24 protein-coding genes are annotated in these 19,024 nt (G+C 34.0%); 9 read left to right on the plus strand and 15 right to left on the minus strand.

What is annotated here, in order from left to right; all coding sequences use genetic code 11:
• From ACRHOC_RS10290 to ACRHOC_RS10320, 7 genes are all read right to left on the minus strand, one after another.
• Window positions 1–876 (minus strand): rhomboid family intramembrane serine protease, encoded by an 876-nt coding sequence (locus ACRHOC_RS10290; protein WP_431158551.1) that lies wholly within the window; start codon window positions 874–876, stop codon window positions 1–3.
• Complete coding sequence (locus ACRHOC_RS10295; protein ID WP_431158552.1) at window positions 876–1,637, minus strand: rhomboid family intramembrane serine protease; 762 nt, start codon at window positions 1,635–1,637, stop codon at window positions 876–878. Before ACRHOC_RS10295 ends, ACRHOC_RS10290 begins: the two co-directional genes overlap by 1 nt.
• Window positions 1,638–1,646: 9 nt before the next feature.
• Window positions 1,647–3,500, minus strand: a complete 1,854-nt coding sequence (mutL, locus tag ACRHOC_RS10300; protein ID WP_431158553.1) for a DNA mismatch repair endonuclease MutL — start codon at window positions 3,498–3,500, stop codon at window positions 1,647–1,649.
• Entirely contained in the window at window positions 3,500–3,805 is a 306-nt protein-coding gene (locus ACRHOC_RS10305; RefSeq protein WP_431158554.1) for a hypothetical protein, read from the minus strand. Before ACRHOC_RS10305 ends, mutL begins: the two co-directional genes overlap by 1 nt.
• An 8-nt stretch (window positions 3,806–3,813) precedes the next feature.
• On the minus strand, window positions 3,814–4,029 hold the full coding sequence (locus ACRHOC_RS10310; protein ID WP_431158555.1) for a hypothetical protein: 216 nt from the start codon (window positions 4,027–4,029) through the stop codon (window positions 3,814–3,816).
• A 169-nt stretch (window positions 4,030–4,198) separates the two neighbouring features.
• Complete coding sequence (gene ribH / locus ACRHOC_RS10315; RefSeq protein WP_431158556.1) at window positions 4,199–4,705, minus strand: 6,7-dimethyl-8-ribityllumazine synthase; 507 nt, start codon at window positions 4,703–4,705, stop codon at window positions 4,199–4,201.
• Window positions 4,706–4,709: 4 nt separating this feature from the next.
• A complete protein-coding gene (locus ACRHOC_RS10320) occupies window positions 4,710–5,474 on the minus strand; it encodes a tetratricopeptide repeat protein (protein WP_431158557.1) in 765 nt (254 codons plus the stop codon).
• Window positions 5,475–5,611: 137 nt separating this feature from the next.
• On the opposite strand from ACRHOC_RS10320, the gene recF reads away from it, so the two are divergent.
• Genes recF through ACRHOC_RS10355 form a run of 7 tightly spaced genes read left to right on the plus strand, consistent with a single transcriptional unit; the run spans window position 5,612 to window position 11,521 of the window.
• Window positions 5,612–6,691, plus strand: coding sequence for a DNA replication/repair protein RecF (gene recF, locus ACRHOC_RS10325; RefSeq protein ID WP_431158558.1), 1,080 nt, complete (start codon window positions 5,612–5,614; stop codon window positions 6,689–6,691).
• Window positions 6,688–7,110 (plus strand): hypothetical protein, encoded by a 423-nt coding sequence (locus tag ACRHOC_RS10330; RefSeq protein ID WP_431158559.1) that lies wholly within the window; start codon window positions 6,688–6,690, stop codon window positions 7,108–7,110. The genes recF and ACRHOC_RS10330 overlap by 4 nt, the downstream gene beginning before the upstream one ends.
• Before the next feature lie 19 nt (window positions 7,111–7,129).
• Window positions 7,130–7,426, plus strand: a complete 297-nt coding sequence (locus ACRHOC_RS10335) for a DUF721 domain-containing protein (RefSeq protein ID WP_431158560.1) — start codon at window positions 7,130–7,132, stop codon at window positions 7,424–7,426.
• Window positions 7,427–7,429: 3 nt separating this feature from the next.
• A complete protein-coding gene (locus tag ACRHOC_RS10340; RefSeq protein ID WP_431158561.1) occupies window positions 7,430–8,134 on the plus strand; it encodes a class I SAM-dependent methyltransferase in 705 nt (234 codons plus the stop codon).
• A gap of 42 nt (window positions 8,135–8,176) precedes the next feature.
• The gene (locus ACRHOC_RS10345; protein WP_431158562.1) at window positions 8,177–8,707 is read left to right on the plus strand and encodes a CIA30 family protein; all 531 of its coding nucleotides are present in this window, start codon (window positions 8,177–8,179) and stop codon (window positions 8,705–8,707) included.
• 41 nt (window positions 8,708–8,748) lie between these two features.
• Window positions 8,749–11,172 (plus strand): penicillin acylase family protein, encoded by a 2,424-nt coding sequence (locus tag ACRHOC_RS10350; protein WP_431158563.1) that lies wholly within the window; start codon window positions 8,749–8,751, stop codon window positions 11,170–11,172.
• Window positions 11,165–11,521, plus strand: coding sequence for a hypothetical protein (locus ACRHOC_RS10355; RefSeq protein WP_431158564.1), 357 nt, complete (start codon window positions 11,165–11,167; stop codon window positions 11,519–11,521). Before ACRHOC_RS10350 ends, ACRHOC_RS10355 begins: the two co-directional genes overlap by 8 nt.
• Here ACRHOC_RS10355 and ACRHOC_RS10360 read toward each other — a convergent pair.
• From ACRHOC_RS10360 to ACRHOC_RS10375, 4 genes are all read right to left on the minus strand, one after another.
• Window positions 11,518–12,759 carry a glycosyltransferase gene (locus ACRHOC_RS10360; protein ID WP_431158565.1) on the minus strand — a complete coding sequence of 414 codons (1,242 nt, stop codon included), beginning with the start codon at window positions 12,757–12,759 and terminating at the stop codon, window positions 11,518–11,520. The genes ACRHOC_RS10355 and ACRHOC_RS10360 overlap by 4 nt on opposite strands.
• A 63-nt stretch (window positions 12,760–12,822) precedes the next feature.
• Window positions 12,823–13,524 (minus strand): helix-hairpin-helix domain-containing protein, encoded by a 702-nt coding sequence (locus ACRHOC_RS10365; RefSeq protein WP_431158566.1) that lies wholly within the window; start codon window positions 13,522–13,524, stop codon window positions 12,823–12,825.
• Entirely contained in the window at window positions 13,521–13,928 is a 408-nt protein-coding gene (locus ACRHOC_RS10370; protein ID WP_431158567.1) for a hypothetical protein, read from the minus strand. The genes ACRHOC_RS10365 and ACRHOC_RS10370 overlap by 4 nt, the downstream gene beginning before the upstream one ends.
• 145 nt (window positions 13,929–14,073) lie before the next feature.
• Window positions 14,074–14,553: a heme-binding domain-containing protein gene (locus ACRHOC_RS10375; RefSeq protein ID WP_431158568.1), complete on the minus strand. Its 480-nt coding sequence runs from the start codon at window positions 14,551–14,553 to the stop codon at window positions 14,074–14,076.
• 41 nt (window positions 14,554–14,594) lie between these two features.
• Between ACRHOC_RS10375 and ACRHOC_RS10380 the strand changes: the two genes are divergently transcribed.
• Complete coding sequence (locus ACRHOC_RS10380) at window positions 14,595–15,158, plus strand: adenylosuccinate lyase (protein ID WP_431158569.1); 564 nt, start codon at window positions 14,595–14,597, stop codon at window positions 15,156–15,158.
• Window positions 15,159–15,226: 68 nt separating this feature from the next.
• The gene (purB, locus tag ACRHOC_RS10385; RefSeq protein ID WP_431158570.1) at window positions 15,227–16,570 is read left to right on the plus strand and encodes an adenylosuccinate lyase; all 1,344 of its coding nucleotides are present in this window, start codon (window positions 15,227–15,229) and stop codon (window positions 16,568–16,570) included.
• Between the two features lie 240 nt (window positions 16,571–16,810).
• Here purB and ACRHOC_RS10390 read toward each other — a convergent pair whose 3' ends face one another.
• Genes ACRHOC_RS10390 through ACRHOC_RS10405 form a run of 4 tightly spaced genes read right to left on the minus strand, consistent with a single transcriptional unit; the run spans window position 16,811 to window position 18,949 of the window.
• Entirely contained in the window at window positions 16,811–17,356 is a 546-nt protein-coding gene (locus tag ACRHOC_RS10390) for a DUF4252 domain-containing protein (protein WP_431158571.1), read from the minus strand.
• Between the two features lie 6 nt (window positions 17,357–17,362).
• Complete coding sequence (locus ACRHOC_RS10395) at window positions 17,363–17,932, minus strand: DUF4252 domain-containing protein (RefSeq protein WP_431158572.1); 570 nt, start codon at window positions 17,930–17,932, stop codon at window positions 17,363–17,365.
• A gap of 26 nt (window positions 17,933–17,958) precedes the next feature.
• A complete protein-coding gene (locus ACRHOC_RS10400; protein WP_431158573.1) occupies window positions 17,959–18,453 on the minus strand; it encodes a hypothetical protein in 495 nt (164 codons plus the stop codon).
• Window positions 18,440–18,949 (minus strand): RNA polymerase sigma factor, encoded by a 510-nt coding sequence (locus ACRHOC_RS10405; protein WP_431158574.1) that lies wholly within the window; start codon window positions 18,947–18,949, stop codon window positions 18,440–18,442. Before ACRHOC_RS10405 ends, ACRHOC_RS10400 begins: the two co-directional genes overlap by 14 nt.
• Between the last annotated feature and the right edge of the window lie 75 nt (window positions 18,950–19,024).

The following is a 19,024-nucleotide window of genomic DNA, read 5'->3' on the forward strand; positions in this document are numbered from 1 at the left end:
TTAATCTTTTCCGGCTTTGAATAGAAATTCTTTCTCCTCGGTAGTAAGACTGTCGTAACCACTCTTACTTATCTTATCGAGGATCATATCTATCTTTTTCTGTTTATTGAACGTATCAAACTCGTTTTTTGTTTTGTTCGTATACCTTTTTTGTCCTTTTTTACGATGCACAGTCTTTAATTTGGAGTTTGGTCTAAACCAGCTCATAAACATATCCATAAATCGTTCAAAACCAGAACCAATATCTTTACCCTTAATTAGATTTGTAGCATAAAAATAGCCCAACAAATACCCACCAATATGTGCTATATATCCACCTTGATTTAGCCCTAACATGAGTCTTAAGACATCATAAACAACAAAAACAATGGCAATGTGCTTCCATTTAACATTAAAGGCATTAAATAATCTTATTTGAGAATCGGGCATATAAACTGCAATAAACATTAATAGTGCTGAAACGCCTGCCGAAGAACCTAGTAACACACCTCTAGCTCTAAACAAACTACCAGGTAATATATTTGCTACAGCCATATAGGCTAGCCCTCCAAATATGATACCCATAAAGTATATATTTAAGACCATCTTTGGTCTAAAGATATTTGTCGCAACCCTTGCTAAATAGAACAGTAATAACATATTAAAAAGGATGTGCCAAAAGCCACTATGTATAAAACCATATGTAATTAGCGACCATGGTTGCAAGATGAAATCCATGAAGTCAGAAGGTAAAACAAAATATTGTGCAAAATCCCACTTTAATAATGCAGAAAGCACAAAATTGAAAATAAAAACAATTGCATTAATCACAATGATTTTGCCAAATACATCTAGGTTTCCAAATTTATATTTTAAATCTTCTATCGAATTCCCCATTAATTCCAACGGTATTTATCAGTTTCATTTTTCTTCCAGAAATACATTAATAGAAATCCAGTAAGCGCACCACCAACGTGGGCCATATATGCGGTATTACTTGGACTAAATATTGAACTTCCAGTTATGGCAGAAAATAAATCTAAACCAATTATTGCTGGTATAAAATATTTCGCCTTAATAGGAATCGGTAAAAAAATAAGCATCAGTTTAGATTCTGGAAATAACATACCAAAAGCAACCAAAACACCCATTATGGCACCCGAAGCACCAACCATTGGTGAAATATAAGAACCTGCGAAACTATTAAAGTCTTCACCCAAAATTGTAGCCCATCTTGTATTGTATTCACCATTTGCAAGTGTGCTCAAAATCTCAGTTTGTGAAAATCCCGCATCAATTAATGCAGATAATCCTGAATTAAATTGAAAGTATAAAAAGGCAATCTGTATAGTCGCGGCTCCAAAACCAGATAAGAGGTAAAAAATTAAAAACTTTCGCATGCCAAATATTTGCTCCACAGCAGTTCCAAACATCCACAAGGCAAACATATTAAACAAGATATGTGCAAAGGTTACATTACTATGCATAAACATATGTGTAAGTACTTGCCAAGGTTGGAATAATTCGTTCTGAGGAAAATATAATGCAAACCATTGCATGAATAATTCACCATTATTACCCATTAACATCATACCAGCATACATAATGACGTTTATAATTAATAAATGTTTTACACCTTCAGTAATGGATGTTCTCATAACGATTCTCTAGAATTTTTTTTCGATTTCATCAACACTCCATGTTATGAATGTTGGTCTATTTGTTGGTGATAGGTTGGGTTCCTTACAAGCAAACAAACTATTAACCATATGCTCTTGCTCGGTACGGTTTAGGCTCTGACCATTTTTAATTGCTAAAGTTTTGGCCAAAGATTTTGCCAATAAATCTGCAGCACTAAAATTAGTATCTGGTACTTCGTTTTCTATGTCATTTATAAGTTGCTCTAATAAAATAGAAACTTCACTTTCTGGTACACCTATTGGAACACCAGAAATGGTAACACTAACTGATTCGATGTGCGTAAATACAAATCCTGTATGTTCTAAGTCAGATTTTAACTGCTTAATAATTGCTATTTCGTTAGGCGTGAAGTCCAAATTTATTGGAAAGAGAAGTTGCTGACTTGTCGCCTCTTTAATAGTTATGTGCTTCAAGAAATTTTCATATAATATGCGCTGATGTGCTCTATTCTGATCAATGACGAGCATGCCAGACTTGATAGTGCTCACAATGTATTTGTTATGTAATTGAAATGTCGGCTTCTGAAAATTGTCCGAATCCGTATCGTCAAACAAAGATGTAGAAACCTGATCACTTTCAAATGAGAATTCCTTTAATGGTTCATTATGCCCATTACTCTTAGATTCTAATCCTACATATAAACTCTCCCAGTTGTTCGTTTTATTTGACCGTATCGAAGTTCTTTGAATAGCACCCTTTTGAGATGTTTCTTCTTTAAAAGGATTATAACCACGATCTACATCTATAGATGGCGCACTAGCTTCCTTATTTTTATAACTATAAGGTGTGTTAAATTGCTCTTGATGTTCAAAATCTAAAACTGGTGCAATATTAAATTGCCCTAAACTATGCTTAATGGCAGACCTTAATATAGCATATAAGGTATGCTCATCATCAAACTTTATTTCTGTTTTAGTAGGATGAATATTAATATCTATAGTTTTAGTATCTACCGTTAGATTTAAAAAATAGCTTGGGTGATAACCTTCCTTTAGTAAGCCTTCATAGGCAGCATTAACGGCATGATTTAAGTATGGGCTTTTTATAAATCTGTTATTAACAAAGAAAAATTGTTCGGAACGTGTCTTTTTCGAAAACTCAGGCTTACCAACAAAACCCTCAATTTTTAATACTTCAGTCTCTTCATTTACTGGTACTAATTTCTCATTAGTTTTCGCTCCAAAAACATGTACTATACGCTGTCTGTAATTCTCATTGGGAAGATTAAATAACTCACCTCCATTATGGTATAGCACAAATGCAATGTCGGGATGTGCTAGCGCCACTCTATGAAATTCATCAGTAATATGACGAAGCTCAACTGTATCTGACTTTAAAAAATTACGCCGAGCTGGAATATTAAAAAAGAGATTTTTTACAGCAACAGAGGTTCCATTTGGTGTTACCACAACATCTTGATGTTCAACCTTGCTTCCTTCCATTTTGATAACTGTACCCAATTCATCAACTGCTCTTTTTGTTTTTAGCTCTACATGCGCAATAGCTGCGATACTCGCTAAAGCCTCTCCTCTAAATCCTTTAGTACATAATTGAAATAAGTCTTCAGCATTTTTAATCTTTGAGGTAGCATGACGCTCAAAACTTAGTCGTGCGTCTGTAACACTCATACCTTTACCATTATCGATAACTTGTATAAGCGTTTTACCTGCGTCTTTAATAATAAGTTTTATCTCGTTAGAATCTGCATCAATTGCATTTTCTAAAAGTTCTTTTACTACGGATGCTGGACGTTGTACTACTTCACCTGCCGCGATTTGATTGGCGACATGATCGGGTAATAGTTGAATTATATCTGCCATTAATTTCCTAAAGAGAATATGGATAAATCAAAATCAATAAAAAACAGGAAAATAAGGATAAATACTGCGATTAGGATTAAAATGGTACTGTTGATGCCTGAATTATTTCGATTTCTATTCTTAATCCTACTTTCGTGCCATTGTCCCGAAAAATCATTCTTATTATAATTATCGGCAAAGGCATCAAATTTAGAACTGTACTTAGTTACATCTGTATCTTCCTTACCCTTGTAATACCTAGGCGTGTAATTAAATCTTTTATTACGTGGCAGTCTTTTTATTAAAGTGAATTTAATTGGTCCCATAATCTAATTCAGTTTATATATCCTTCAAGAATATACATTAATACAATAATCGCTATAAGCATAACTAAAAGTGCGGGCAATGATGTTAGAAAACTTCCTCTTCGTTGCGTCTCTCTTCTAGCATCATTCCATTTAGCCTCAAAATTTGAAGTTGACTTGCCATTTTGAGTTTCATCAAACCTCGGTTTGTAGCTAAATTTTTTATTTTTTTTCTGCTTAAACAAAAGGGATTCTTATAAACCTGTTATAAGTCAAAAGTACTTAAAATACGGAGAAATATAACCTAATGAATCCTTAAAATTATCAACAAAAAGGATGCCACAATCTATGCTCTGGTTTAAAGTAATTACTCTGTTGAATTAAAAAAAGTAAGAGATAATCGTAAAAAAGAGTCTACTTAGTGTCGTTTCTAAGCTGTGCCATTTTAATTGCAGTAATTGCCGCCTCGGTACCTTTGTTACCATGCTTACCTCCGGAACGGTCTATGGATTGTTGCATTGTGTTGTCTGTAAGGACACAAAATATAACTGGGATATCACCTTTAAGATTTAAGTCTTTAATGCCTTGCGTGACACCTTCACAAACAAAATCAAAGTGTTTGGTCTCACCTTGTATTACACAACCTATGACAATAATAGCATCTAGCATACCAGAATCGGCATAAATACTCTTAGACATACGAGCTGCACCATATGTAAGCTCAAACGTCCCTGGCACATTCCAACGAACAATATTCTCTTTCTGGGCACCACAATCTATTAAAGCATCAAAAGCTCCTTGCCACAAACCTTCCGTTATTTCTGTGTTCCAGTCTGAAACAACAATCCCAAACCGAAAATTCTTCGCGTTTGGGATTGTTGATTTATCGTAGTTTGATAAATTATGATTTGCAGTTGCCATGTGTCTATAAGCTAGCCTCTACTTTTCCAATTAACACTTCAGCTTGTGTTGCCTCAGTAGAACCAGAAAATTCAGTTGTGATTCTATTTAGATACGTTGAGGCCTTATCAAAACTACCTAATTCAATCGCAACACGTGCAGCTTTCAATAAGTACATTGGTGTTGTAAATTCGTTTGTATTTGCACTAATAGCTTTGTCATAGTATTCTAAACCTTCTTCTAATTGCTCTAATTGTACAAAGGCATCTCCAATACCTCCTTTTGCAATTGGACTAAGCATTTTATCGTTACTAGAAAAATCACTTAAAAATGTAATAGCGTTTTGGTAATCCTTAAGGTTTAAATATGCCATACCAGCATAATAGTTAGCCAAATTCGCCGCAGGTGTTCCGCTATATTCGCTTATTATATCGAGCATACCATACTTACCTTCTCCACCATTTAATGACATATTGTAAAGTGAATCAGATTCCACACCATTTACAGCCTCTTCAAAGTATTTCTTAGCCTGATACATTTCATTCATTGCCTCTTTTTGTGCTGGTTCAGCTATAAATTTATTATAACCTAAAAAGCCCAAAACAACAATTGCAATGGCTCCAATAATTCCAAAAATATACTTCTGGTTTTTTACAACCCACTCTTCGGTTTTTGAAGCACCTTCGTCTAAGGACTTAAACACCTCAGCAGTTGTTGAGTTTTCCTCAACAACTTCAACCTTCTCTTTTTTAGTTTTTGGTTTGTAGCCTCTTTTCTTATATGTCGCCATAATATGTCAATTTATGCGTGCGCAAAAATAAAATTTTTATTGGGATTTAAAAGCCTATTTATTTGTTATTTTTGAATAATTTTTTGCCCAAAATGCTTGACTAGCATTTACAATTTATAGCGAATTTTTCGTTTTGTATGAATCTTAATACACTATCCTTAGTTAATTATAAAAATTTTGAAAACCAGATTTTTGATTTTGATACAAAAATCAACTGTTTTGTAGGTGCTAATGGTATCGGTAAAACCAATGCTTTAGATGCAATATACCATCTTGCATTTGGTAAGAGCTATTTTAATCCCATTGCACTTCAAAATATTAAGCATGGTGAAGAATTTTTTGTGATTGATGGGAGATTTACAAAAAATGAACGCGAAGAGAAAATTGTTGTTTCGCTAAAACGAGGACAAAAAAAAGTTATAAAACGCAATAGTAAGGCCTACGAGAAATTTAGTGAGCATATTGGTTTTATCCCGCTGGTAATTATTTCGCCTGCAGATCGTGATTTAATTATTGAAGGCAGTGATACAAGACGTAAATTTATAGACAGTGTTATTTCACAGAGTGACAAATCTTATCTTTCAGCATTAATAGCTTATAATAAAATCCTCTCCCAAAGAAATGCACTCCTTAAGTATTTTGCACTTAATAGCACCTTTAATTCTGATAATCTAGAAGTATATAATGATCAGCTCGCCACTTATGGTGCGGAAATTTTTAAGAAAAGAGATGATTTCCTTAAAACCTTTATTCCGATTTTCTTACAACGCTACAATGCCATAAGTTTAAGTGGTGAATCCATCAATCTCACTTATAAAAGTGATTTGTTTAATGCGGAATTGAGTTCACTATTAGATCAGAATTTAAGTAAGGATAGAGCTTTACAATACACTAGTGTCGGTATCCATAAAGACGATTTGGTATTTTTAATTGATGGTTTTCCAATTAAAAAGTTTGGAAGTCAGGGACAGCAAAAATCCTTTTTAATAGCACTTAAACTAGCACAATTCGATTTTATAAAACAGCAAAGTGGTGTATCTCCTATTCTGCTCCTTGATGATATATTTGATAAGCTTGACGAAAACAGAGTGGCTCAAATAATAAGCTTAGTAGACGATGAACATTTTGGTCAGATTTTTATCAGCGACACACATGGCGAGCGCACTGAGAATATAGTTAAACAGATTCATCAATCATATAAAATCTTTAAGTTATGAGGCGAATACTATTCTGTCTTCTATTTATAGTAAGCTCTTGTAGTGAAAACCCTGAAAACTTGTTGCGTCATATTAATGGCTACTGGGAAATTCAAGAAGTTATATTAAGCGACGGAACAAAACGAGAATATAGTATTAATGAAACGTTAGATTATATTAAGATCGATGAGAACCTAAAAGGGTTTAGAAAAAAAATGAAACCTGGTCTTAATGATACTTACTTCACTTCTGAGGATGCCGAAGGTATCTCTGCAAAAATTGAAAACAACCAACTCATTCTTCAATATACGACACCTTATGCCAACTGGAATGAGACTGTACTCTCTGCTTCAGAGGAGACCTTAAAAATTGTTAATGACAATAACGTAGTATATTTATACAAAAGATACCAGCCTATTAACTTGGAATTTGAAGAGTAAATAGAAAACCGATTAATCCATGGCCAAACGTAATAATGATAACCAACCTATTCAGGATATTCTAAAAGAATTTGTCTCATCGAATAATTTGCAATCTGGTTTAGATAAGGTCAATGTCCGTGAAGCATGGTTAAACTTAATGGGTAATGGTGTAAATAACTATACAACAGCTATCGAGCTTAAAAGAGAAACACTCTACGTGCAACTCAGCTCTAGTGTACTGAGAGAAGAACTAAGTTATGGCAGTGAGAAGATTGTAAGTATGCTAAATGAAGCATTAGGAAAGGACCTGATAAAGAAATTAGTGCTTCGTTAATTCATGAGAGATTTTATCGCATCAGATTATCCCATCCCATGGTCAATGACTACTGCTGAAAAATGCACTTTAATTCAACTATTAGGTAAAATTAAACCCAAGGTAGCCATTGAAATTGGTACGTTTAACGGTGGTAGTTTACAAGCTATAAGTCGCTTTTCTGATAAAGTCTATGCTATAGATATATCTCCTGAACAAAGAGATGAACGTTGCGAAAAATTTAAAAATGTTGAATATCTAATTGGAAACTCAAAAGACATACTTCCTCAATTAGTAGATGAAATAAATAAATCGGACGAAAAGGTTGAATTTATTCTCATTGATGGTGATCATAGCACAAAAGGTGTCGCTTCAGATATCGAAAATATTTTACAAATTCTCCCAAAAAGTACAATAACTATTATTATGCATGATAGTTTTAATCCAACTTGTAGAAAAGGCATGTCATTACCCAACTACACTAAAAATCCCTTTGTGCATGAGGTGGAATTAGACTTTGTAACTGGTGCGTTTAATCATGATGGTCTTTATAGAGAAATGTGGGGCGGATTTGGACTTATACAAATGCAACCCAATAAACGCACTGATACACTTTCGATTTCCAGATATCAAAACAAGCTATACAGATTAACCTATTATAAATCCATGCATTTTTATAGACGCCTATTCGGATTTTTAAGACCAATTTATAAAGTTTTCAAAAAATAGAATCCCAAGCGACCAGGTGCTTGTATCTTTACAGAAAGTAATATGATGAAGTTAGGTCACATCTTAATTGGTCTTTTATTTATGCAACAAATCATGATTTTTGATTTTAATCCTTCAAGTCGTATTAAAAGCTGGACAGTTGTTGATGATTTTGTTATGGGAGGACGTTCTATGGGTAACCTTAAAATAAATAAAGAGGGTCATGCTCAATTTTATGGTACAGTCTCCTTAGATAATAATGGCGGATTTTCATCCATAAGACATAGTTTTAATACCATTGCAGCAACTAATCAGTCAAAATTTGTTTTGAAACTAAAAGGAGATGGAAAAAACTATCAGTTTCGTGTAAAAGATAAATTCTACAAAAAATACTCCTACATTTACGAATTCCAAACGAATGGAGAATGGCAGACCATAGAAATCCCTTTTGATGTCATGTATGCTTCTTTTAGAGGTAATCGCCTTGATATTCCTAATTATAATGGTAGTCAGATGCAAGAAATCGCATTCTTAATTGCCAATAAAAGGAATGAACAATTCAATTTGATAATAGACTCAATTGCCATTGAATAATTTTTATTTGGTATCTTTCTGAATCTAATATTCAAAACCGAATGAAATACCTCAAAATTCTAATTTCCTTGGTACTCACCATAGGAATTTTTTATGCACTCAATACAAAATTTGGTTCAATACCTCCAATAGGAAAATTTTTAAACCCATATACAGGTATATGGCAAAATGAAGGTGATGATATCATTGAAGGTGATATCATGATAAAGGGCCTATCAGAGACCGTGACTGTTCATTATGATGAACACCTAATCCCACATGTTTTTGCACAAAACGAGCACGATTTGTATAAAGCTCAAGGATATCTAACCGCAAAACATCGTCTATGGCAACTCGAATTTCAAACTCATGCGGCAGCAGGACGATTGTCTGAAATCTTTGGTGAAGGCGCTTTAGAATATGACCGTTCTGAACGTCGTCGTGGCATGGGTTACGGAGCTGATCAAGCCATCGCTTATATGGAAGAATTTGATAGAGAAACCTTAGGCTTTGTTCAAGATTATGCAGATGGCGTTAATGCCTATATCGAACAGCTCGATCCTGTAGATTATCCTGTCGAATATAAAATGTTAGACTATAAACCTGAAAGTTGGTCACCAAAGAAAACAGCATTATTACTAATGTATATGACCAAGATGCTTGCAGGTTATGATGACGACTTAGAGTATACTAACGTATTACAAAAAATTGGTCAAAAAGATTTTGACTTGCTATTTCCAGATTTCTTCGATATTACAGATCCTGTAATTCCCAAAGAAACAGACTGGAGTTTCGTTGATGTAGCCCAAACTCCAACACCAGGTAGTTTAGCCGTATTAGATACCATTTCAGAAACGATTGAGAAACCGCATCCAGATAATGGTAGTAATAATTGGGCAGTTTCAGGTTCAAAGTCCACAACAGGAAATCCAATTCTGGCCAATGATCCACATCTTGGATTAAACCTTCCTGCAATCTGGTTTGTTATGCAATTAAGTACTCCAGAACACAATGCTTTTGGAGCTACAATTCCTGGTGCACTCAGCGTAATATCAGGTTTTAACCAATACATTGCATGGGGAGAAACTAATGCCACACGCGATGTTATAGATTGGTATAAGATTGAATTTAATGAGGACCGAACAAAATATAAATATGATCAGGGTTGGAAAGACGTAAAAGTGCGTGTTGAAGACATTAAAATTAGAGGCAAAGAAAGCTTTAAGGATTCTGTTTTATATACTCACCATGGGCCTGTTGTGTATGATAAAAATTTTAGATCGGATAATGGACGTTCTGGTTATGCCATGCGATGGATAGGCCACGATGGTGGAAATAATCAAAAAACCTTTATTGAGCTTAATCGTGCCAAAAATTATGACGACTACGTCAATGCACTTCAATATTGGAATGCACCTGCACAAAACTTTGTTTTTGCATCAACAGAAGGTGATATTGCTTTATGGATTCAAGGTAAATTTGCCAATAAATGGGAAGGTCAGGGTAAATTTTTAATGGATGGAAGTGATCCAAAGAATGATTGGCAATCCTATATACCACAAAAGTTTAATGCGCACACCAAAAATCCTGAGAGAGGTTTTGTCAGTTCAGCTAACCAACACCCTGTCGATGAGAACTATCCATTCTACATTTTTAATGATGGCTACGAGACCTATAGAAATCGGGTTATAAATGATTATTTTAATTCAAAGGACACTTTTAGTGTAGACGATTTTAAGGCATTACACAATAATAATTACAATCTCAAAGCCTCTGAATTGTTGCCTTATATGATCAATCAAATTGAAGAGTCACAACTAACAGAAGAAGAACTCGTAGTTTTTAAAGCCATTAAAACTTGGCAATATAATAATGATATTACTGAAGTGGGTCCTAGCATATGGAGACAATGGTACGGTAAACTTTATAATTTATTATGGGACGAATTGGATGATGAGGAATTAGCATTAACAAAACCATATACCTATCAGACCATTTACTTACTTAAAAATCATGGTGACCATAAATTTATGGATATCATAGAAACAGAAGACAAAACTGAAACTGCAAAAGATCTTTTCTTAATTGCATTTAAGGAGGCCGTGGTAAGACTTAATGAAATTAAAGAGGAAAAAGGTAATTATAACTGGCTCACCTATAAAGCGACTTATGCTGGTCATTTACTACAAGCTTTACCAGCATTTTCTAGATTTGATATTCCAATAGGTGGTGATCGTAATATTGTAAATGCAACTTCAGAAAACCATGGCCCTTCATGGCGAATGATTGTAGAAATGACATCTCCTCCAACAGCCATCGGTATTTATCCTGGTGGACAATCTGGAAACCCAGGAAGCAAATACTATGACAATTTTATAGACGATTGGGCTAAAGGAAATTATCACCAACTAAATTTTATTCAAAATGGTAATGCTAACGAAGGCATCATCGGAACACAAACTTTAATACCTCTTAAAAATGAATAGGAACATTCTAAATTTTGTTATCACTATTGTAATTGCACTTGTTTTGTCCTTATTTATGGATTGGTATTCTGTAATGGTAGCATCCTTAATTACAGGTTTTTTATTACCGCTAAAACGCTTAGCGGTATTCATTGTGCCTTTTCTTTCGATATTTATTTTGTGGGTCGTCTATAGTTATACACTCGGCTCTAGCAATGATTTTATTCTTGCAGAAAAAATCGCAGTATTATTAGATTTAAAGGGTAATACAACATTACTTTTAGTCATTACAGGTCTTGTGGGTGGCATAGTCGGTGGTGTCGCAGGAGTACTTGGTAAACAACTTAGTACACTCTTTTCTAAGGATTAATTAGCCCTGTTCTTTGCTTCAATCCATTTACTCATGTATTTGGTACTTTTCATGGATTGATGTGATAATACTTGACCAATAATATTGCTTTCTCTGTGTGAAACGATATTAGATGTGATATAATTCAATTTCTCTTTAAAATTCGCTTCGAAAGTTTGCTTATCAAATCTTGTACTTAAAATTTCGAACCCCTTTTGACGTGCTTCAGCCCATGTATTAGGATTAGTAAATAATGCAATAGCTTTGTTTGCAAACTCAATAGGGTCATTCTCTATTAGTAAGGATGCTTCTTCAACTTTAAAAATACCCTCAGCAGCAATTTGGGACATCATGCAAGGTGTTCCATTTTTTATAGCATCGAACACTTTTCCTTTTAAACCTGCACCATATCGTAAAGGTGCTAAACATACTCTATAGTTTTTCATTATTGGATCTACCTCCTCTACACCACCCTTTACAATAAATCCTTCGTCTTCATTATGTAATTGTAAACTTTTTTCAGAACTGTAAGCACCATATATATGTACTTCAGCCTTTGGTAGAGCCTTTCGAATAACTGGCCAAATAGACTTTTTTAAATGTAGTATAGCATCAGTATTTGGCTTATGTAAAAAGTTACCGATAATCATAAAATTACTACGATGCTCATAAGTCGGAAATTGGGCTTTTACTGTATCAGATATAGCCTCTAACAAAAACGGTAAATAAAGCAGAAGCTTTGAATCTATCTTAAAATGCTGAGTTAGTAAATTCATTTCAAATTCAGAAATGATTAAACTTAAATCACAACGGTATATACTAGCAATTTCTCGTTTAGTAAAATCATTAAGGAGATGTTTGTATTCATAAGTTTCATTTGCCTTAAGAGCTTGCGCTCTAGCCTTTCTGAGTCCATGTAAGTCTTCAGTATCCAAAATTCGCAAGGCATTTGGACAATGTTCTGCAACACGCCAGCCATATTGCTCTTCAATCATAAAACGATCAAAGAGGACCACATCTGGATTAAGCTTAGTGATAAAACTATCGAAGGAAGCATCATTAAGGGCTATGGTTTGTGTTTGCACACCTAGCTGGGATAGATCATAAGTGTTATCTGAAGTATTTGCAGCACAAGCAAAGGTAATCTCATAACTTTGCGCCAGAAATTGATCAATAAGTTGAAGCATGCGACTGCCTGCGGCCGAACTTTTAGGCTCTGGCCAAACAAATCCAACAATTAAGAGGTTGCTACTAGACATAACAACCTCTTAAATTAAAACTTTTATGGTATAAATGGTAATAACCGTTCACCATTTTTACAATTAATTGTCTTTTAAGTATACCAAACGCTCTAAACGCTTAAGTTCATTATCATCAACATATTTACCGATCTCTTTTCTAAACTGTTCCATGTTTTTATATGGACGATACTCTTCAAACTCGTGGGTCATTTTTTTACCAACTCCTGGTAAAGCTTTAATGTCCTCTTCTGATGCTGTATTTAATTCTACAGGTACAAATACGTAATTTAAGTAACGTTCTACCTCATCTTCGTCAACATACTTACCAATCTCTTTTCTAAACTGTTTTACACTTGTGTATGGACGATACTCTTCGAATTCGTGTGCCATTCGGTCACCAACACCAGGAATGATTTTAAAATCCGCTTCTGCTGTTGTGTTTAGGTTTAATGGAACAAACATTTGTTTATACAATTCATCTTTATTGCTATCCATAAGCATTTTATCTAGATCCATCATATCTAAAAATGGTCTGTTGTTTAGAATTGTTGCAATAACTTCAGTGGGCAACCCTAATCCTTGAAGGTCTGCTTCGGTGGCCAAGTTAGCGTTTAAAACACCTTTAGCCTCATTTGTTTCAGTTTTCACTTCTTCAGAAGCTTTGTTGTCTGACACTTCAGTCGTGGATGTTTCTTCTTTTGCTTCAGCTTCAGAATTTTTACAAGACATCATAAACGCTGTAACTAATACGAATACAATTAATAAAGATTTAATATTTCTCATTGTTTTTGATTTATAAGGATTAAATATGAATAACCGATAATTGCTAATACAACCATACTTAAAGGCGCTAAAGCTGGTAAAGCACCAGATAAACTCTCAATAAATAAGTCCCAGCCACCCAGTGATGGTGTCATTTCTAGCTCAAACTCGTAATTAGCTTGAAGATGTAAAAAAGTACCATAGACACCGCTTAATACCGTAAGTACAAGTAATATTTTAAATACTCGATTTAAGAAACGACTGCGATAGAAAAACAAAACAAAGACCAATAGTAATAATAAGCCTATACAAAGGATTGGAATAAACTGAAGCGTATCTTCGTAGTGATCTAGCAGATACAGCTCTGAAACGGTACCTAACATCATAAATAAAAAGCCAATAAAAATGATCTTTTTTAAACCCAATTGCTGTTTTTGTCTAGCGTGATTGTATTGAAGGGCAAATTTACATACGATTAAATCGAAAAAAAAATTATTTAGAAAAATTCTAAATAATAATTTTAAGGGTTGGATTTCTCATTAGATAACCCTAAACAATCAACTCACAAGACTACTCCGGATCCTTAACGAAGGCGTATTTTAATCTTGCCATTTGCACCCAAGCTGTAACCGCTTCAATTTGAGCATCTGTTAGCTTAGCATCACTATGTGTCCAAGTGTAACTTGGTAAAGGCATGTGCCTGCCCTCAACTTTTTCAGCCAATTCTTCTAATTTATGATCTTTCTTTTTTTCGGAGTAGTCATTCCATTTAGAAACGTTAAAATCGCCTTTACCATGTCTAATATGATCGGCTAACCAATAATTAACTGGAGTAATATTATTATACCATGGGTATCTCGTATGGTCACTATGACAGTCGAAACAGGCATTTTTTAAAATGAGTTTGACATCTTCGGGAGGATTTGTATCTACCAAAAACCCCTCAATGGAAGCCAAATCACCATCATTTTTTACAGGGCCAAAGAATTGTGCAATTGTAAAGACTATAAGAATCGCTAATAACGCATTTTTGATGAGTTTTTTTATCATGGCATTTTGATTAATTTAGAACTGTTAAATTAATAAACCTTTTGACAAAAGATCAACTTTATAAAGAATTAAATTATGTGAGTGCGACCCGAGTTTGTAGGTCTAAATACGCCAATATGGTTATTGATCAGAAGGAATTGATTAAGCCCATTTTAGAGATAGTCTTTATGGTCGATGACAAACTTTCGTCTAGAGCGGCATGGGTATTCGAATTTGCCTGTAAAGATGATATTACAATCATTTTACCACACCTTGATTATTTTACATCGAATATCTCGAGATTAAAGTTAGACTCCACCACTAGACCCTGTGCCAAAATCATTGAAATTTTAATTGAACTATATTACAAAAAACAAGATCTAATAATTAAGGAGGCTTTAAATAAGATTCATCGTGAAGCCATTGTAGAATGCTGTTTTGATTGGATGATTAGAAACGAAAAAATTGCTGTAAAAGCGTATAGTATGAATGCTCTGTATTATTTGGGGACAGAATTTTCCTGGATCTATCCAGAATTAAAAAATATACTTCAAAAAGACTATCCGCATCAAAGTTCAGGGTACAAAGCAAGGGCAAGACATATTCTGGCTAAAATCGATTCATAAAAATCCATTTTCCATACAAGTACTCTTACCCAACTTCGTTATATTTGAGGTTTCAAATTTTATGATAGATGGCAATTACATCCCTTAATGCAATTTCGCCTATAGATGGCAGATATAGATCTAAAGTTGACGCCCTTGTTCAGTATTTTTCTGAGGAAGCACTCATTAAATATAGAGTACTTGTAGAGATCGAATATTTTATTGCACTATGCGAAATTCCCTTACCACAATTAGATGGAGTTTCAAATACACTTTTTGAGGATTTAAGAAACATCTATAAAAACTTTACTCCCGAAGATGCTAATGCCATCAAGGATATTGAGAAAGTCACTAATCACGACGTTAAAGCAGTCGAGTATTTCATAAAAGAGAAGTTTGATGCGTTAGGACTTTCAGATTATAAAGAATTCATTCATTTTGGATTAACCTCGCAAGACATTAATAACACCGCGATTCCTTTAAGTATTAAGGATGCTATGAATGCTGTTTATGTCCCAGAATATTTTATTCTCTTAGAAAAGATTGAAGAACTTTCTAAGGAATGGCAAAATGTACCTATGTTGGCCAGAACACATGGTCAACCAGCCTCACCTACGCGATTAGGAAAAGAAATTCAGGTTTTTGCCGTACGTTTAAAAGAACAGTTTAATTTATTGAATGATGTACCAAGTGCTGCAAAGTTTGGTGGTGCAACAGGAAATTTCAATGCACATAAAGTTGCTTTCCCTGATATCGATTGGAAAGCTTTTGGAACGCAATTTGTGCAAGAAAAATTAGGATTGCAACACTCGTTTCCAACGACCCAAATAGAACATTATGATCATATGGCCGCATTGTTTGATGCTTTAAAGCGCATCAATACAATCATCATAGATTTAGATAGAGATATTTGGACCTATGTGTCTATGGATTATTTCAAACAGAAAATAAAGAAAGGTGAAGTTGGTAGTTCTGCAATGCCTCACAAGGTAAATCCTATAGATTTTGAAAACAGTGAAGGAAACCTGGGTATTGCCAATGCTATTTTTGAGCATCTTGCAGTTAAATTACCTATTTCTAGATTACAACGCGATTTAACAGATAGTACGGTATTACGTAATGTGGGTGTCCCTTTTGGACATACTTTAATTGGATTTAAGTCAACTTTAAAAGGTCTTGGTAAACTATTGCTTAACGAGACAAAATTTGAGCAAGATTTAGAAGCCAATTGGGCTGTTGTTGCAGAGGCTATACAGACGATTCTAAGACGTGAAAATTATCCAAATCCATACGAGGCATTAAAAGGGCTTACACGCACTAATGAAGCTATAACTCAACATTCTATTTCAAATTTTATTGATTCATTAGAAGTTTCGGATCATATAAAAACCGAATTAAAAGCTATTACACCAAGTAATTATACTGGCATATGATAAAGTGGATCCCGACAAGTCGAAATAGTATTGCCCTTACCTTTGTATTAATAATTACTCTAGGTTTTTTTACCGGGGGTTTATTTGATGTACTAGACTATTTAATCATCAAATTTATTATTGTGGTTGGCTTCTTGACCCTTGTTTTTACAGGATTTTATTTTGCGGTTCAGAACAAAAAAAATCGTTTTGAAGACTAGCAACAAGACGATTCTATTAACATTTTAAATAAGTGTCAGTTTATTTAAAAAAATCTGTTAGGCCTTTTAATTGAGAATCTTCTATTTGAGCATTTTGTAGTACATCACCTAACTGCATCAATTGTCCGGCATTCATATTATCTCCAAGGATTCGCGCAATAGCAAAACCTCTCTCATTGGAACTTCCAAAAAGAATGAGTTCATCTATACTCGCTTCAGATTCTCCAAGAAACTTTACAACGATTTTAGATCCATCTAGATTAGTACGCATTAATTCTTCGTACTTAGGATTCTTTAGTATGGTGTTTACCTTTCCAAGTTCTACTTTATAATCCTCTACATTGTTTTCGTTTAAAACAAAAGTTAGAACATTAAGTTTATCAACCGAATTATAAGCTTTTCTTTGTGCATCTGTCATTTCGACTTTTTCAACATTTACCACACTCGTTGGTACATCAAAAGACGAAAAACCTGGCTGTAATTCGTTATCTACATAATACGTTTGTAAAGTAGGCCCTTGGTTACAGCTTGTAAAAGCCGTAACCAAAAGCAACATTACCATTAATTTTTTGATTGATTGTTTCATTATGTTTTAGTTTTTCTGACCTGCTTTTTTCAATTGCTCACCTCCTGGGATATCCATTTGGTTAGTAATCTTTGAAACTTGTCTAAGATCAATATCACCTGTTAAGGTCATAACTACGGTTTCGAATTCACGCTTCTCACCATTAATTTCGATGTTACTACCTTTTGTCATTTCCTTAAGGCCACTGATATACATTAATAATTCTTTTACGTGGTTATCATCTCTACCTTCTTTTACATAAAACTTTACCGTTTGATCTCCATCCTTAATACGCATTAACTCTTCAAGATCAGAAGACTTTAAATATCTGTTTACTGTAGCCTTCATGTCAGCAGAAATTTTCTCATCTCCTGTGGTAAATACTTTAAAACCAGTTATTCCTCCTGCCATTTCAGCATATTCTTTCATTTCTGGATCATCAATATCCACTCCCATAGTAGCTAACATCTTAAACATTTTCTGATTTAAAATAACTGACGTTACACCATCTAGATCCTCAAACTTATCAAATACACTTTGACTAAATGCTGTGATCGAGGCAAACATCATCGCTACAACTATTACTACTTTTTTCATGATTTCTTGTTTTTAATTTTTAATTCTTAATTCTTTAATAATTTGTTTGTTGATTGGTTGAATTCTGTAAGGTGACTTGCTTTTTCCAAGCCAACATTAAAATTCTCAGAAGCTACGTTTAATGTATTTAAACTTGTAGTTCCTTGATTGAAATTATTTGAAAGCATGGCTAATGCCTCTTTAGCTTCCAGATACATTTGTTGTTCCTCTTGTGAATAGTCTGCAAGAGATTTTTGACCACCAGACCAATTAGGAATGAAGATACTTAACATTAGAACTGCAACTGCTGCGACAGAAATCCACTGATAAAATACGGTTCTCTTTTTAGGTTTTAATGGAACGTCCTTCGTATACTGTTCTTCTTGTGCTAAAGAAAAATACTGAAACAATGGCTTATAGTGTTCTAGGTGTGGTGCAACATCATCTCCATTAAAATAGGCTCTTAATTGCGCTTCCTCCTTCACCGAAGTTTCTGCTTCGTTATATTTTTCTAAAAGCTTTTCTATATTATTTAATACCATAACTATGTGTATTAGTTAATTTTTCTCTTATTGTTTTTCGTGCTCTCGATAATGCTACTCTAATTGCTGTTTCATTCATGTCCAACATTTTAGATATTTCAGAAAAATCATATTGTTCAATATCTCTCAGCTGTACTATTATCTTTTGCTGTTCTGGTAATTCTTCCATTATTCTTGCCACCCAGCTTACACTATCCTTTGTTTCAACTTGCTTTTGTAATGAGGAGCTATTGTCTGTATAATTACTATGAACAATTTTTAAATTCTGTGCCTGTTTTGATTTTAATCGATCTAAACAAAAATTCTTAGTCATTGTCATCGAAAAGGCCTCCACATTTTTATACTCACCAATCTTCTCTTTGTTATTCCAAAGCTTTAGCAAAATTTCTTGTGTTGCATCTTCGGCCTCTTCCGTGGACACTAACAATCGTTTCGCCAAACGAAAAACCTTATCTTTAAAAGGCATTACTAAGCTTACAAAATCTGCTTGTTTCATTACATTTTGATTGGTGGTGAAGGGAGTTTTAGCTCTTCTTCAACATTACGACGATGCACATTACATTTTGTTACA

The sequence above is a fragment of the Winogradskyella poriferorum genome (assembly GCF_050618035.1).
Classification (GTDB): Bacteria; Bacteroidota; Bacteroidia; order Flavobacteriales; family Flavobacteriaceae; genus Winogradskyella; species Winogradskyella poriferorum_A.

Excerpts from the sequence above, each read along its gene's own strand:
- ACRHOC_RS10320 (WP_431158557.1), bottom strand. The coding sequence starts at position 5,474 with ATGGCGACATATAAGAAAAGAGGCTACAAACCAAAAACTAAAAAAGAG.
- ACRHOC_RS10340 (WP_431158561.1), top strand. The coding sequence starts at position 7,430 with ATGAGAGATTTTATCGCATCAGATTATCCCATCCCATGGTCAATGACT.
- ACRHOC_RS10295 (WP_431158552.1), bottom strand. The coding sequence starts at position 1,637 with ATGAGAACATCCATTACTGAAGGTGTAAAACATTTATTAATTATAAAC.
- ACRHOC_RS10355 (WP_431158564.1), top strand. The coding sequence starts at position 11,165 with ATGAATAGGAACATTCTAAATTTTGTTATCACTATTGTAATTGCACTT.
- purB (WP_431158570.1), top strand. The coding sequence starts at position 15,227 with ATGGCAATTACATCCCTTAATGCAATTTCGCCTATAGATGGCAGATAT.
- ACRHOC_RS10330 (WP_431158559.1), top strand. The coding sequence starts at position 6,688 with ATGAGGCGAATACTATTCTGTCTTCTATTTATAGTAAGCTCTTGTAGT.
- ACRHOC_RS10390 (WP_431158571.1), bottom strand. The coding sequence starts at position 17,356 with ATGAAACAATCAATCAAAAAATTAATGGTAATGTTGCTTTTGGTTACG.
- ACRHOC_RS10335 (WP_431158560.1), top strand. The coding sequence starts at position 7,130 with ATGGCCAAACGTAATAATGATAACCAACCTATTCAGGATATTCTAAAA.
- ACRHOC_RS10375 (WP_431158568.1), bottom strand. The coding sequence starts at position 14,553 with ATGATAAAAAAACTCATCAAAAATGCGTTATTAGCGATTCTTATAGTC.
- ACRHOC_RS10290 (WP_431158551.1), bottom strand. The coding sequence starts at position 876 with ATGGGGAATTCGATAGAAGATTTAAAATATAAATTTGGAAACCTAGAT.
- ACRHOC_RS10365 (WP_431158566.1), bottom strand. The coding sequence starts at position 13,524 with ATGAGAAATATTAAATCTTTATTAATTGTATTCGTATTAGTTACAGCG.
- ACRHOC_RS10395 (WP_431158572.1), bottom strand. The coding sequence starts at position 17,932 with ATGAAAAAAGTAGTAATAGTTGTAGCGATGATGTTTGCCTCGATCACA.
- recF (WP_431158558.1), top strand. The coding sequence starts at position 5,612 with ATGAATCTTAATACACTATCCTTAGTTAATTATAAAAATTTTGAAAAC.
- ACRHOC_RS10400 (WP_431158573.1), bottom strand. The coding sequence starts at position 18,453 with ATGGTATTAAATAATATAGAAAAGCTTTTAGAAAAATATAACGAAGCA.
- ACRHOC_RS10405 (WP_431158574.1), bottom strand. The coding sequence starts at position 18,949 with ATGAAACAAGCAGATTTTGTAAGCTTAGTAATGCCTTTTAAAGATAAG.
- ACRHOC_RS10305 (WP_431158554.1), bottom strand. The coding sequence starts at position 3,805 with ATGGGACCAATTAAATTCACTTTAATAAAAAGACTGCCACGTAATAAA.
- ribH (WP_431158556.1), bottom strand. The coding sequence starts at position 4,705 with ATGGCAACTGCAAATCATAATTTATCAAACTACGATAAATCAACAATC.
- ACRHOC_RS10350 (WP_431158563.1), top strand. The coding sequence starts at position 8,749 with ATGAAATACCTCAAAATTCTAATTTCCTTGGTACTCACCATAGGAATT.
- ACRHOC_RS10360 (WP_431158565.1), bottom strand. The coding sequence starts at position 12,759 with ATGTCTAGTAGCAACCTCTTAATTGTTGGATTTGTTTGGCCAGAGCCT.
- mutL (WP_431158553.1), bottom strand. The coding sequence starts at position 3,500 with ATGGCAGATATAATTCAACTATTACCCGATCATGTCGCCAATCAAATC.
- ACRHOC_RS10345 (WP_431158562.1), top strand. The coding sequence starts at position 8,177 with ATGATGAAGTTAGGTCACATCTTAATTGGTCTTTTATTTATGCAACAA.